General features: G+C 72.0%; 9 protein-coding genes and 1 pseudogene. 4 read left to right on the top strand and 6 right to left on the bottom strand.

The window, feature by feature from the left end; translation table 11 throughout:
- The first annotated feature begins 115 nt into the window (after positions 1 to 115).
- Positions 116 to 1,228 (top strand): hypothetical protein, encoded by a 1,113-nt coding sequence (locus tag ACH34Q_RS25745; RefSeq protein ID WP_395985623.1) that lies wholly within the window; start codon positions 116 to 118, stop codon positions 1,226 to 1,228.
- 169 nt (positions 1,229 to 1,397) lie between these two features.
- Here the strand turns inward: ACH34Q_RS25745 and ACH34Q_RS25740 are convergent, their stop codons facing one another.
- Complete coding sequence (locus tag ACH34Q_RS25740) at positions 1,398 to 2,513, bottom strand: NAD(P)H-dependent flavin oxidoreductase (RefSeq protein WP_395985622.1); 1,116 nt, start codon at positions 2,511 to 2,513, stop codon at positions 1,398 to 1,400.
- Positions 2,514 to 2,679: 166 nt separating this feature from the next.
- Complete coding sequence (locus tag ACH34Q_RS25735; protein ID WP_395985621.1) at positions 2,680 to 3,687, bottom strand: DUF3068 domain-containing protein; 1,008 nt, start codon at positions 3,685 to 3,687, stop codon at positions 2,680 to 2,682.
- A 154-nt stretch (positions 3,688 to 3,841) separates the two neighbouring features.
- Here ACH34Q_RS25735 and ACH34Q_RS25730 point away from each other — a divergent pair, with 154 nt between their 5' ends.
- Genes ACH34Q_RS25730 through ACH34Q_RS25720 form a run of 3 tightly spaced genes read left to right on the top strand, consistent with a single transcriptional unit; the run spans position 3,842 to position 7,676 of the window.
- Positions 3,842 to 5,308: an MFS transporter gene (locus ACH34Q_RS25730; RefSeq protein ID WP_395985620.1), complete on the top strand. Its 1,467-nt coding sequence runs from the start codon at positions 3,842 to 3,844 to the stop codon at positions 5,306 to 5,308.
- 38 nt (positions 5,309 to 5,346) lie between these two features.
- Positions 5,347 to 6,099, top strand: coding sequence for a class I SAM-dependent methyltransferase (locus ACH34Q_RS25725; RefSeq protein WP_395985619.1), 753 nt, complete (start codon positions 5,347 to 5,349; stop codon positions 6,097 to 6,099).
- Positions 6,096 to 7,676, top strand: coding sequence for an acyltransferase family protein (locus tag ACH34Q_RS25720; protein ID WP_395985618.1), 1,581 nt, complete (start codon positions 6,096 to 6,098; stop codon positions 7,674 to 7,676). Before ACH34Q_RS25725 ends, ACH34Q_RS25720 begins: the two co-directional genes overlap by 4 nt.
- A 2,020-nt stretch (positions 7,677 to 9,696) precedes the next feature.
- Here ACH34Q_RS25720 and ACH34Q_RS25715 read toward each other — a convergent pair.
- From ACH34Q_RS25715 to ACH34Q_RS25700, 4 genes and pseudogenes are all read right to left on the bottom strand, one after another.
- Positions 9,697 to 11,787, bottom strand: a pseudogene (locus ACH34Q_RS25715) (alpha-(1->3)-arabinofuranosyltransferase family protein); the annotation flags it as partial.
- A gap of 105 nt (positions 11,788 to 11,892) precedes the next feature.
- Positions 11,893 to 12,021 (bottom strand): hypothetical protein, encoded by a 129-nt coding sequence (locus tag ACH34Q_RS25710; RefSeq protein ID WP_395985617.1) that lies wholly within the window; start codon positions 12,019 to 12,021, stop codon positions 11,893 to 11,895.
- Between the two features lie 28 nt (positions 12,022 to 12,049).
- The gene (locus ACH34Q_RS25705; RefSeq protein WP_395985616.1) at positions 12,050 to 13,285 is read right to left on the bottom strand and encodes a glycosyltransferase family 4 protein; all 1,236 of its coding nucleotides are present in this window, start codon (positions 13,283 to 13,285) and stop codon (positions 12,050 to 12,052) included.
- Positions 13,282 to 14,118, bottom strand: a complete 837-nt coding sequence (locus tag ACH34Q_RS25700; protein ID WP_395985615.1) for a glycosyltransferase — start codon at positions 14,116 to 14,118, stop codon at positions 13,282 to 13,284. The genes ACH34Q_RS25705 and ACH34Q_RS25700 overlap by 4 nt, the downstream gene beginning before the upstream one ends.
- Positions 14,119 to 14,121 lie beyond the last annotated feature (3 nt).

The raw sequence follows: 14,121 nt of genomic DNA, 5'->3' as shown, positions 1-14,121 counted from the left end.
TGACGGGGATGAACGTCCCCCCAACGTTCCGTTAACCACCCGGACTCACCGCCGATCCGGTGGGTCCGGGCGGTTACTCTCCGCCGTTAGGGCTGGTAGAGAGTTCGGGGGGCGTATGGCGACCAAGGTGATCCTGCATATCGGTCAGCAGAAATCAGGAACGACGTACCTGCAGGAAATCCTGGGGAGCTGTACGGACGGGCTCGCCGCCAAGGCGGGGATCCTCTTCCCGCCGTCGCTGCGCGAGATCCTGCCGGACGCGATCGAGAACCACGAGCGGGCGGCGTACGGCCTGCTCGGCACCGAGTTCCCGTGGGTCTCGGCCGAGCGCGCCGAAGCCGAGCAGCGCAAATGGGCGCGGCTGTCCGAACGCGTACGGGACTGGCCGGGGACGGTACTCCTGTCCGCCGAGGCACTGTCGGTGATCCGCGCTCCCGCCGTCCAGCGGCTGGCCGAGGAGCTGCGCCCCGCCGAGCTGGACGTGGTCATCACGACCAGGGCGCTGGGACGGACGCTGCCCTCGCTCTGGCAGCAGCACGTGCGCAACGGCCGGTCGCTGGGCGCGCGGCAGTTCTTCGAGTCGCTGGCCGAGCAGCGGGACCGTGGCGGCCGGGCGATCGAGGAGGAGCGGCACCTGCATCTGTGGCGCTCGTTCGCGCTCGGCGGGCTGGTCCGCCGCTGGACCGGAGTGGCCGGGCGGATCACGGTGATCATCAACCCCGGCACCCCACCCGACCTCCTCTGGCACAGATTCGCCGACACCATCGGCGCCCAGACGGACCTACCACCAGAAAACCTTCTAGTACGGCGCACCCACGCAGGACTCTCACTACCGGAGACGGAGCTGATGATGCACCTCAACCGGGCGATCGAGGCGGCGGGCTGGGACGACTTCGAGGCGCGGGCGCTACGCGAACGGATCCTGACCGAGAGCGCACAGCCGCGCGGCCCCCGGATCGGAGTCCCGGAGGCCGCGAGTGAGCTGGTCCAGCGATGGAGCGAAGAAGACCTCGACGATCTGCACCGTACCGGCGCCACCGTGCTAGGCGATGTGGACGACCTGCGCTTCCGTCCGGAACGCGATGTGCACCCGTCGGTCAGCGCCCAGCAACTGGGCGAGGCCGCCGCAACGGCGATCATGGCCGTCGCGGACCGGACCCACTTCAAGCCGCCCCACAGGCGCCGCCGCCCCCTCTACCGCAAATTGAACCCCAACCGCTGGACCTGACCCCTGGAAGCCCCCCGGAACCGTTCCGGGGGTCCAGGGGGCGAAGCCCCTTGGCGGGGGTGCAGGGGGCGGAGCCCCCTGCAAGGGGCGAATGCCTCCCAAAGCGAGCGCCAGCGAGCGCAGGGGGGCAGTCGCCCCTCCGGGGGGCGTGGGGGGTCGCCCCCCACAACTATTCTGCTTCGGTGATGGTGTTCAGGCGTTCCAGGGATTCGACGTACTCCTCGATCAGGTCGTAGACGACCTGGGCGGCGGGCTTGACCTGGTTCATGGAGCCGACGATCTGGCCGACCGGGAAGGTGACCAGCTCGCCGTCGCCGGAGCGCTGGATCCGGGGCAGGGCGCTGGAGATCAGCATGAACTGCATCGGCATCGGGAGCGTGCCGGGCGAGTTCTCGCTCTCCCAGGCCTCGGTCCAAGCGGTCTTGAGGAAGCGGGCGGGCTTGCCGGTCCAGGCGCGGGAGCGGACGGTGTCGCGGGAGGTGGCCGCGAGCATCTTCTCGCGGACCTTCTCGGAGGTGTCGGCCTCGTCCACGGTGAGCCAGATGGAGCCGGTCCAGACGCCGTCGGCGCCGAGGGCCATGCCGGCGGCCATCTGCTTGCCGCGGCCGATGCCGCCGGCGGCCAGGACCATGGTGTCCTCGCCGACCGCGTCGACCACTTCGGGGATCAGGACCATCGTGGAGACGTCGCCGGTGTGACCGCCGGCCTCGGTGCCCTGGGCGACGATGATGTCGACGCCGACCTCGACCTGCTTGCGGGCGTGCCGGGCGTTGGAGGCCAGGCCGGCGACCTTGACGCCGTGCCGGTGGGCCTCCTCGACGACGTCGGCCGGGGGCGGGCCGAGCGCGTTGGCCAGCAGGGCGATCGGGTGCCGGAGCGCGACCTCGACCTGCGGGCGGGCGGTGACGTCGGTCCAGCCGAGCAGGGCCTTGCCGGCGCCCGCGTCGTTGAGCGGCTCGACGCCGTGCTCGGCGAGCAGGTTCTCGAGGAACTCCTTGTGCCCGTCGGGGATCATGCCCTGCAGCCGGGACAGCAGCTCGCCGGCATCACCGGCGTCGGCTCCCTCGTACTTGGCGGGCATGACGACGTCGACGCCGTAGGGCTTGCCGCCGACGTTCTCGTCGATCCATTTGAGCTCGAGTTCGAGCTCCTCGGGGGTGAAGTTCAGGGCGCCGAGGACGCCCATGCCGCCGGCGCGGCTCACGGCCGCGACCACGTCGCGGCAGTGACTGAACGCGAAGATCGGGTACTCGATGCCGAATAGTTCGGTGACTCTTGTCCGCACGCCTCGACACTAGGCGCCGCCCCACGAAACTGCAACAGGTTCTAGTTAGGAAATTGGAACGGGTGTGGGACATGCGAAATCTCGTTAGAACAGGTACTAGATGTGCCGGCAGGCAGCAGCGGCGGACCGGCGGGCGGTCGCGGCGGGCGTCAGGTCGCGGCGGGTGTCAGTCGCGGCGGGCCGGGGCGGGGGCACCGAACTTGCCGTCGGAACGGCGCGGGGCCGGCGGGGTCCTGGGACGCCCGCCGCCGGACAGGCCGGTGAACGCGCCCACCAGCAGCATGATCAGCCCGGCCAGGACGGTGCCGAGGGGGATGTGCAGCCGGACCGCGTTGATCTTGAAGGCGTTGCTGTTCGCCATGTCCACCAGGCCCTTGATCGAGCCGGCTTCGGTGTTGAGGTCGGCCGAGGCGACGACCATCTTGCCCTTGCCGTCCGCGGTCTGGACGGTGCTGTGGATCTGCTGGCGGTGCTTGACCGGGATGCCGGTACGGGGGTCGACCCACATCGTGATGGTCGCCTGGGAGTAGCGGTCCACCTTCTGGTCGGGCGCCGACGCCTTCAGGCCCAGCAGCTTGGCCGGCAGCTTGGTGTCCAGGGCGGCGGTCTTGCTGTTGGGGACCTGCTGGACGAAGCGGTACGCCGTCAGGCCCCGGACCTTCTCCTCGCCGGAGTAGCGCATCGGGACGGACTGCTTGGTGGTCATGTCGAAGAAGTCGTAGTCCCGCTTGTGCACGTTCGCCAGCGGGAACAGCAGGCCGTATCCCGACATCTTCACCTGGGTGTCGCCGTCGACGTTGACGCCGCAGCAGTTGGTCAGCAGGGACGTCCGCCGGTCGAAGGCGATCCGGTAGCCCTGGAGCTGGATGGGCTTGTCCGGGTTCGCCGTGTCGACGATGTTGGTGGAGGAGTCCCAGACCGCGATCCGGTCGTTGCCGCCGTTGGCCCGGACGTCACCGCGCACGGTGTTGCTCGCCTGCAGCGTGGCGCCCGTCTTGGTCTTGAGCGTGGCGGTGTCGAAGTAGGTGGCGTTCTTGGCCTCGAGGCGGGTGACCTGGTAGCGGTTCAGTGGCGCCTTGACGACCTGGCCGGCCACGTAGAACCGCACGAGGGGCGCGAGAGTGAGACAGAAAGCGCCCAGGCAGATCAGGATCAATCCGACCGGTCGCCGCATGAACACCTCCGGAGGACGCCGCTGGTTCCACCGGCCAGGAGGCCGTGCTCGGCATGTGCGCGTTACCCTACAGGACCTCTCAAATCGCCCGTCCAATAGGACGTCCGACAAGACCGGCGACCTGCGGTACGACCGACATCTCGGGAAGGCCCCTATGGCACGCACCGGCGGTACGCCGCGGGCCCGCTGGCTCGCGCTGCTCGCGGTGCTGCTGGCGACGTTCATGGATCTGGTGGACGTCACGATCGTGGGGGTCGCGCTGCGCGAGATCCAGACCGATCTGGGCGCCTCGTACGCGGCCGGCCAGTGGTTCACCGCCGGGTACACGCTGGCCTTCGCGCTGCTGCTGGTCACCGGCGGCCGGCTCGGCGACATCCACGGGCGGCGCCGGGTGTTCGTGATCGGGGTGGCCGGGTTCACGGTGGTCTCGGCGCTGGCGGCGGTGGCCCCCTCGCCCGGGATGCTGGTGGCGGCGCGGGTGGCGCAGGGCGCGTTCGGCGGCGTGATGGTGCCGCAGGTGATGTCGATGATCGCCACCGAGTTCCGGTCCGGCCGGGAGCGCACGCTGGCGATCAGCCTGTACGGGGTGGTGCTGGGCGTCGGGCAGGTCAGCGGGCCGCTGCTGGGCGGGCTGCTGAACGGGGGCGGGCTCGGCTGGCGGTGGATCTTCCTGGTCAACCTGCCGGTCGGGGCGATCGCGCTCGCGGGCGCGATGCGCTGGATGAACGAGTCCCGGGCCGACCGGCCGCTGCGGCTGGACGTTCCGGGGATGCTGCTGATCTCGGTGGCCTCCCTGCTGCTGGCCTATCCCCTCGTGCAGGGCCGCGAGCAGGGCTGGCCGCCCTGGACGGCCGCGTCGATGGCCTCGGCGGGCGTGGTCCTGTACGTCTTCGTCCGCAACCAGCGCCGCCGCGAGCGCGAGGGACGGTCCGTGCTGGTGCCCGCCGGGCTGTTCCGGCGCCGCTCGTTCGCCGCCGGGAACGCGCTGCTGTTCGTCCTGTTCTGCGGGGTCTCGGCCTACTTCATCGTGCTGACCTGGACGCTGCAGTTCGGGCTCGGCTGGTCGCCGCTGCGGGTGGCGCTGACCGGGCTGGCCTGGCCGGCCGGGATCGCCTGTACGGCCCAGCTCACCAACCGGTTCGGGCAGCCGAGGGCGCGTGCCCTGGTCGCGGCGGGCACGCCGGTCATGGCGGCGGGGACCGCCGGGCTGGCCTGGACGGTGGCCCGGCACGCCGAGTTCGTGACGGCCGTCCAGATCGCGCCGTGGCTGTTCGCGGCGGGGATCGGGATGGGGCTGACGATCCCGATCCTGTCCAACCTGGTGCTGGGCGATCTCCCGGCGGCCGATGCCGGGGCCGCCTCCGGCGTGCTCAACTCGGTGATCCAGCTCGGCAACGCGATGGGGGTCGCGCTGGCCGGGGTGATCTTCTTCGGCGGGCGCGGGCTCTCCGGCGGCCCGGCCGGGTTCGCCGGGGCGGGTGCGCGGACCCTGCTGTTCAGTGCCGGGGCGTTCGCGCTCGCGGCCGTACTGGCCCCGCTGCTGCCGCGCAAGGTCGCCGCCGCCGGTCCGGATCCGGTCCCGGACGCCGAGACCTCCCATCTGCTCTCTACCGGTCGGTAAGATCCGGCCTACCCAGCCCCGACACCCGCGAGGTGGCCATGACTTCGGTCCGCCCCACACCGTCCGACCGGTCGGCCACGCTCGCGCGCTCCGTACGGCTGTTCAGCGCGTTCCGCAGGGAGACGGCGGATCCGGAGTCCTTCTACCGGCTGATGGCACGTGACACGGTCGCCCAGCTGGGCGTGTACACCGAACTGGACGGTGCCGCCGTCATCGATGTGGGCACCGGGACCGGGTTCTTCTCCCGCGAGCTCCAGGCGGCGGGGGCCCGCTGCGTGGGCATCGACCATGACGCCGCCGAACTGTCCTCGCTCGGCGTTCCGGCCGCGAACACGCTGGTGGCTTCGGCTCTGGCGTTGCCCTTCCGGACGGGCTCCGCGGACGTGTGCTTCTCCTCCAACGTCCTCGAACACGTACCGAACCCCTGGAAGATGGCCACGGAGATGGTCCGGGTGACACGGCCAGGGGGCATCGTCTTCCTGTCGTTCACGAACTGGCTGTCCCCCTGGGGCGGGCACGAGACGTCCCCATGGCACTACCTGGGTGGCGACCGGGCGGCGCGGCGCTACGAGCGCACGCACGGGCGTCCGCCCAAGAACCGCTTCGGCGAGAGCCTGCACGCCGTCTCGGTCTCGGCGGCGTTGAGCTGGGCCCGTTCCTGTGAGGAGGTACAGGTGCTGAACGCCATGCCGCGCTACCTCCCGCGCTGGGCCGGGGGCATCGTCCGCGTCCCAGGGCTGCGGGAGGTCGCCACCTGGAACCTGGTCCTCGTGCTACGCCGGCTGCCATGAGCAACGGCCAGTGGGGGTCCACCACCACCGTACGGGCCACCGCACGGCCCGCACCGGGCCTTCCGGCGGTGTCGGGTCATCAGGACGCGCTGGACGGCATCCGTGCCATCGCGGCCTTGGCGGTGCTGGTCTTCCACGTGGCCGGATCGTCCGGCAGCCTCTACCGGGAGTACGGCTGGCTCTACAACGGCGGCCAGATCGGGGTGCCGATCTTCTTCACGCTCTCCGGCCTGCTGCTCTACCGGCCGTTCGCGGCGGCCGTCCTGGACGTGCGGCGCCCCAAGCCCAGTACCAGGACGTACCTGCGCAAGCGCGCCTTCCGTATCCTGCCCGCCTACTGGGCCGTGGTCATCTGCTTCATGCTCACCGCGGGCCTGTGGCACATCGCCGACCCCATCTCGTGGGGCTCGCTGCTCACCCTGACCCACACGTACCTTCCCGAGCCGTGGTGGGACAGCAGCCTGGGGCCACCGCACCTCGGGCAGGCCTGGAGCCTGGCCGTGGAAGCGGCCTGGTACCTCTCCCTGCCCGCCACGGCGGCGGTTCTGGCCTGGTACGCGCGTCGCACCTCTTCCAATGACGTCGGCGTACGGGCCAAGCGGCTGCTGAGGGGACTCGCTGCCTATGCCGGGCTGTCGATGGTCTACGCGGCCGTCATCTTCCTGACGCCGTACCACCAGAACATCGGGCTGTGGCTGCCGCGCTTCTTCGCCTGGTTCGCGATCGGGATGGCGCTGGCCGTCATCACGGTCTGGGCCCGCCTGGAACCGTACGGGCCGGTACCGCGCCTGTGCCGTACGGTCGCCGCGTCATGGCGCGCGTGCTGGGCGGGGGCGGCGCTGCTGTACGTCATCGCCTCGACTCCGGTGACCGGCCCGCTCGGCCTGGGCGTCTGGTCGATGGACATGGCCTGGACGTCGATTCTGGACGTCGTCGTCAGCGGGCTGTGCGCCGCCGCGTTCGTCGCGCCCGTGGCGCTGGCTCCCGGCGGCGGCGATCCGGTGATGAACGCGATCCTGGGCAATCCGGTGATGCGGTTCCTGGGCCGGATCTCCTACAGCGTGTTCCTGTGGCAGATGCTCATCATCGTCGGCTGGTACGACTGGACCGGCCGGGCGTTCAAGGGAAGCGTCAAGACGGATCTTCCTCTTCTGCTGGCAGCGACCATCGCAGTGGCGACGGCGAGCTACTACCTGGTGGAGCGGCCGGCGCAGCGTCTGGCTCGTCCGCGCCGCGATCGGCCGAAGGCGAAGCCGGACCGGAAGGCGCAGCCGGACCGGAAGGCGCAGCCGGAGCCGGAGGCCAAGCCGACACAACAGGCGGAGCCGGAACCGGCTCGGAAGGCGGAACCGGAGCCGGAGCCGGCTCGGAAACCGGAGCCGGATCGTCCGGACCGGCCGGCGGAGACCCGGAAGGATCTGCCGGTGGTACGGCCGGCGGTCCAGGAGGATCCGCCGGACGGCGACCCGGAGGACGGGCGTCCGGGCCCGCCCAGTTCAGCTCGATCGACCCTTCCCGACCTGCCGGCGAAGCCCGGCGGGGCCGCCACAGCTGAACGGCCGCCCGGCCGAGAATGACCAGGCCGATGAGCTGAGGGACGACGTCGGCGAGCATTCCGGACGGGGCCGCCGGGTTCTCCACCGTCTTGGCCCAGAGGCCGAAGGCGAGGCAGCCCGTTCCGGCGATCATGAGGATCGCGACGATCCAGGGTGAGGCGATCGCCTGGAGGAGCCGGGACCGGCGCGTGGCGGCCCAGCCGCAGATCAGGGCCGTGCCCGCCGTGGCGGCGAGGCCGGGCGGCCCGGCGATCCAGAGGCCGAGGGCCGCCGCGAGCGTGATGGCGGCCCAGGCGGGCCAGCCCTTCGCGGCCGTGTCCAGGGGCGTGCGAGGGCGCTGGTCCCGCCTGCGGCCACCGGGCCAGATCGCGACGAGCAGCATCAGGAGCAGGAGGTTCAGCCCGGCCACGACCGAGATCCGGTGGGCGCGGTCCGGGCGGAAGGTCATCTCGGCCGTGCCGCTGGTGCCGGCGGGCACGATCCAGCCCTGCTTCCATCCGTCCAGGCGGACCGCGCGCAGCTTCTTCCCGCCGATGCGCGCTTCCCAGCCGACGTTGTAGTTCTCGTTCACGGTCAGGAAGGAACGCCCGTCGGCGTTCACCTGGACCTTGCGCTCGCCGGGCGTCCAGCGCAGCACCCGTACCGGCTCCGTCGCCGTCTCGCCGGGCCCGATGCGCGGCCCCACCAGGGCCGTCTCGATGCGGTAGCCGTCGAACGGCAGCGAGGCCAGCCGATTGGCGCCGGCCTGGAGCGGCGTCTTGCGGCACGCCTGGTACGCGATGGGACGCCCCTCCAGGAGATCGCCCATCGTGCCCGTGGCCTTGGTGTGGACCGTGCTGCCGCCGACGCGGAGCCGGGGCCCGAACCCGCATTTCAGCCCCAGTGCCAGGCCCCTGACGTCCCGGAACGGCCGGACCCCCGGGATCTTCAGCTCGCTGATCTGGACGGGCTGCAGCCGGCCGCCGCGCCGGATCGTCAGCTTCAGCCGGTCGGTCTCCATCGGGGCGAACACGATCTTCCCGCGCGCGTCCGAGAGCGCCTCGCGGGTCTGGCCGCCGCGGCCCTCGATCTGGACGTGAACGGGGCCCGAGACGGCGGGCGGCCGATCCAGGGTGAGCTGCGAGACCTCGGTCGCGCGGCCCCACTGGACGGCGTACGTCGGGGCCCGCTCGCCCTCCCCCGCGATCCAGGCCGTCGCCGGATCGCCGTCGAACGCCGATCGGGCCTGGGCCGCGGGATGGTCGGTCAGGACGCTGCTGGCCGCGACGCGGGGATCGCCCCTCAGCCCCGTGTACCGGGCGATCAGCCGGGGATCGGTCATCGTGGCCGTGCCGGAGAGGCTCGCCTGGTGCGGCTGCGGGACCGTGATCGTACGGTCGAAGCCCGTGCCCTCCTCGTCCCGCGCGCCGAGGGTCTCCGAGCAGACCCACCGCGTGGCGCCCTTCATGCACTCCGGCCGCGCGCCGGGGGCCCGGCTCAGCACGTACGACGGCGTACCCGAGACGCCCTCTGGTGCCGGGAGCACGTAGGTGCGGCCCGCCGTGACACCGCCGATGCGCAGGTCGCTGATCCCCGCGCCGGTGAACGCGGCGGAGCCGCCGTTCGGGGCGACCTCGGTGATCCGCAGCCGCAGCCACCGCGTCGCGCCGGGCGCGGCGCGCAGCGGCTGGGCGGCGGTGGTGGCGTTGACCCGCTGCTCGACGATCCCGCTCTCGGTCTCCACCGCGATCTTCGTGACCGGCGGCCCCTCGTCGCGGTCCTGGACGAGCGCGGCCGTCAGGCTCGGGATCTCGCGCGGCATGCCGAAGTCGACCTTGAGCCACTGGCCGGCCGCCCCGTTCCAGCCGCCGGTCCGCCAGGCGCTGAGCGGGTCGTCGTCCAGGGCCGCGAACGGGACCGCGTCGGGCCTGCGGGCCTGCGGGATCACGTCCTCTCCCCCGGCCGATGACGACGCGGTGACGTTGCGGATGCCGCTGTAGGCCACCGTCGTCGCGTAGTCGCGCCAGCCCTCGGCGAGGACGTCGGAGCCCTTCTCGCGCTCGTCGGCGGTCAGCGTCTGGGACGTCTGGTGCAGCTCGCCGAACCCCCGGCGCAGCAGCCGGGGCGAGTCGGTGATCACGGGCGTGCCGCCGAGGTCGGGGGCGTCGCCGTTCAGCAGTACGGGCGGTCGTGGCAGCGCCCGGGTGTCGGCCATGGTCAGCAGCGACTCCGGTCCCCCGTACACCCGGAGGGGGTCCCCGGCGTCGGCCAGCCCCGCCACCGGCGCCGCGCCCTCGACCTCGTACACCTCCAGCGGCTGGTACTTCTGGTTCACCGCCGAGGTCGCGTCGTCGGAGAAGTCCCCGCCGACCGGTTCTCCGAACGCCGCCACCTGGCGCAGTCCCGGGGAGGCGTCGAGGGACTGGTGCAGGCGCGCGGGCCAGCCTCCGCGCAGGGTCTCCCGGCGCAGGTCGTTGCGTACGAGGACGTAGCGCACGCCCATGCGCCCTAGGAATTCCGCCAGTCCGGCCGAACTCTGCCCGGACCGTACCTGATGGTCGACCGCGTCAAGCGCGCGCGTGTAACCGGGCGAACCCGCCGGGACCAGCTGCCGTACGCCCCAGCGCGCGGTCAGCAACGGCTGGACGATGTCGTCCATGGGCCGTCCCCAGAGGTACTCACCGAACGCGGACCCGGGTAGAGCCAGCACGCCCTGCTGCCCCGCGCGCGAGTTGAGCCAGGAGGCGGCGTCCTTCCAGTAGCGCGGTACCTCTTTGAACTCGCCGGGCCCCGAGAGGCCGTGGGAGACGGCCGTGGCCCCGATACCGCTGAGCGCCACGATCGCGACCACGGGCGCGCTGATGAGGGCGCGCGCGCCGTCGCGCCATTGGAAGCGCCCGGTGGCCCTCGTACGGGCGGTCACGGTGACCAGGTGGGCCAGCCCCAGCGCGAGCGGCAGCCGGATCACGGCGTCGAACTTGTGCAGGTTGCGCAGCGGCGCGAGCGGCCCGTCCAGGATGTCGCGGATCTGCGGCGCGAACGGCCCCGGCAGGTCGCTGAGATGCCCCGCCGAGATGATCGCCAGCCCGGCGACCAGCGTCAGCAGCAGGAAGGTGCGCTCGGGCAGCAGCCGGGTCAGCAGCCCGGCCAGGCACAGCGCGGCGACCACCCCGGTACAGATCACCGGCAGCGGGCTGAGCGACAGCCCGTGCCCGACCGGCCACCACACCTGCCCGTCGATGAACAGGTAGTTGACCCAGCGCTCGGCGCCGCGCAGCACGTTGATCAGGCCGGTCGGCCCGGTCGTGGTCGCGGCCTTCTCGGTGTAGGTGAGCCAGGAGAAGCCGTACGTCCCGGTGAGCAGCAGCGGGATCAGCCACCAGGCCATGGCCGCGCCGACGGCCGCCGACCACCAGGCGAGCAGCCGCAGCCGCGGCAGCCGCTCGCGCTTCCGCCCGCTCTTGGCGGGCTTGCCCTCGGCCTTGGCGGGCTCGTCCGGCCGGGGAGCGCGCGGCCGGGTGATCAGGTAGATGAACGGGACGACCAGGACCGCCACGGTCGCGGTCGCGTTGATGCCGCCGCAGCAGGCGACCGCGATGCCGGACCGGGCCGCCGCCCGTACCCGGCCACCGCCCTCGGCGGCGGTGACCAGCGGCAGCACGATCCACGGCAGCATCGCGGCGGTCAGGTACTCCGAGGACAGCTGCCCCATCGCGGCCAGGGCGTTCGGGGCCAGCGCGTACGCCATCGCCCCGGCCAGCCGGGCCGCCGGGCCGCCGACGCCCAGCCGGGCCGCGAGCTTGCGGACGCCGAGGAACGCCAGGCACATCAGCAGCGACATCCACAGCCGCTGGGTGATCCAGGCGGGCATCCCGGCCAGGTCGCCGAGCGCGAAGAACGGCCCCATCGGGAACAGGTAGCCGACCGCCTGGTTCTGCAGCTGGCCGAACTGCTCGGCGTCCCACAGGTGCATCGCGCGGCCCAGGAACCCGAGCGGGTTCACGGCCATGTCGATCTTGGTGTCGGCGAGGATCGCGCCCGGCCGGGTGGAGAACGCCAGCGCGGTCAGGGCGAGACAGCACACCACCGTCCGCAGCCGGTCGCGCAGCCGCGGATCGACCTCGTCGGCCGCCGCGTCCGGGAGCGCGGGCATGGCGGGGCGGGGGGCGGGCGCGTCCCCCTTGGTACGAGGCTGTCTCGCCTCTCCCACGGCCATGGCTCCGCGGACTCCTTCCGATCATGTCGCGGCGGTGCAGGATCAGGCGTCCGTGCCCGCGTCCTCGTCTGTTCCCGCGCCGGCGCCGGCGTGCCCGAGCAGCCGCTCCAGCGCGGTCGCCTCCCGTACGAGCCAGGCTCCGTCGCCCTCGGCGAGCAGCAGGTCACGCACGGGTCCCTCCACGACCCTCGGCTGACCGTCACCCGTACCGCCGCCGGACGACCAGGGCCCGATCGGCATCGCTCGACGACGATCCGGCCGCCGAGGACGCCGCGATCAGCTCCGCCCAGCGCTCGGCGGTCCGTGCCCAGTCGAAGGCACCCGCCCACTCCCGGCACGCGGCGGCCGTCTCGGCCCGCCGTTCCGGGTCCGCCAGTTCCTTGAGAGCGCGCTCGACCACGCCCGCGAGATCCTCGTCGGAGTGGGCCAGCCAGCCGGTCACACCGTCCCGTACGGCGTCCCGGAGCCCGTCGACGTCGTACGCCACGGTCGGTACGCCCAGGGCCGCGGCCTCGATGACGCTGAGCCCCCAGCCCTCGCCCTGCGAGGTGCTGAGGTGCAGGCACGACCGCGCGACCAGCGCCGATTTGGCCTCCTCGGAGACGTATCCGTGCGCGATGACGGTCTCGCCGAGATCGCGCCGGACGATCTCCGCCGCGAATCCGGCCGCCTCGGGACCGTCGCCGATCACGTTCAGCCGGAGTCCGGGGTAGCGGGGCTTCAGGTGCTCGGCCAGGTCGAGCAGGCGTTCTATCCGCTTGTGCGGCACCAGGCGGGTGACGCACACCAGATCGGGGTCTCCGCCAGGGTTCTCCTGTGCGGCGGCCGGAACGGTCTCCTCTGGACGGGGCTCCTCTTGTACGGACCCAGTTGGAGGGGACACTGTCCCGTTGGGCACCACGTAGGCCGATCCGGTCCAGCCGAGCCGTTCCCGTACGGCGCTCAGCGTGGAGGGGGAAACGCACACGTACGCGTGCCTCCGGTAGGCCCAGCGGCTGACAGGCCCTTCCAGTACGCGGCCGAACCAAGCCATCCAGCGCGGGAAGTAGAGCCCGAACTGTGCGTCGTGTACGTGGTGGATCACGCAGAAGACGGGGACGCGCCTGGGCAGCGCCCAGGGAGTGAAGAACGGGATGCCGTTCTGGCAGTCGATGACCGCGTCAAAGGAGGACCGGCGCGAGCGGCGCCTGAGGAACATCCAGAGCAACACCAGCGGATAGACCGTGAAGCGGCCCCCGAGCCGTACGAACTCGACGCCTTCCACACGGTTACGGCGCTGCTGTCCGCGCGCGCGCGACGTCACGTACCGGACCTGCGCTCCCTCAGCCGCGAGGCGCCGCGCGACCTCCCACGCATAGCGTTCGGCACCGCCCGCCGCCGGATGCCAAGGGTCCCGCCAGTTCACGACCGCCAGTCGCGTAGTGCCGATGCTCATCCCGTCTTGGCCTCAGGACCCTTCGGCAGCACGAGGGGGGACGGCGCTGGTGCGGGCTGTACGGCGAGGATCTGGGGGACGACCGGTGCCGACGCGGGGATCAGGCCCCCGAAACGGGTCGCCCGGGCGCGGATGCGGGCGAGGTCGAGCACGCATTGGGAGGTGTGGCGCCGTACCGAGAACGTCGTCCCGGGGCAGTCGGACCACACCACCGGGATTCCGGTGATCTCGGCGCCACGGCGGACGCAGTGCATCAGCAGTTCGACGTCGAACGCGAACCCGGCCGTACGCAGATCGGCGGCGGCGGCCCGGGCCAGCGGGCCGAAGAAGAACTTGAAGCCGCACTGGGTGTCGGCGATGTCGCCGACCAGGTCGCGGACCATCCGGTTGAACGTGATCGCGCCCAGCCGGCGCATGAACTGCCCGTACCCCTCGACCACCGAGTCGGGATGCCGGCGGCAGCCGACGACCACGGGACGGCCGGTGCGCAGCAGGTCGAGCGCCTCGTCGATGGCGGCCAGGTCGGTGGCCATGTCGGCGTCGCAGAACCCCACGTACGGGGCGCGGGTGGCCAGCAGGCCGACCCGTACGGCCGCGCCCTTGCCGCGGAGCTCGCAGTGGAGGCCGCGGACCGGGACCGGCCCGTCCCAGCCCGCGATGACATCGGCCGTACCGTCGGTACTGGCGTTGTCGACGACGAGGATCTCCGACCGCACGCCGAGGCCGGCCAGCTTGTCGCCGAGCAGGGTCAGGCCGAGCGGAAGCCGCTCGGCCTCGTTATAGGCAGGGACCACGATCTCCAGCAGGGCGGGTTCCCCGCCCAGGGTTCCCACGGG

It is taken from the genome of Actinomadura sp. 9N407, assembly GCF_044326315.1.
In the GTDB taxonomy this organism is placed as follows: domain Bacteria; phylum Actinomycetota; class Actinomycetes; order Streptosporangiales; family Streptosporangiaceae; genus Spirillospora.
The sequence above is the reverse complement of the archived record's forward strand: the minus strand, read 5'-3'. Positions and strand labels throughout refer to the sequence as shown.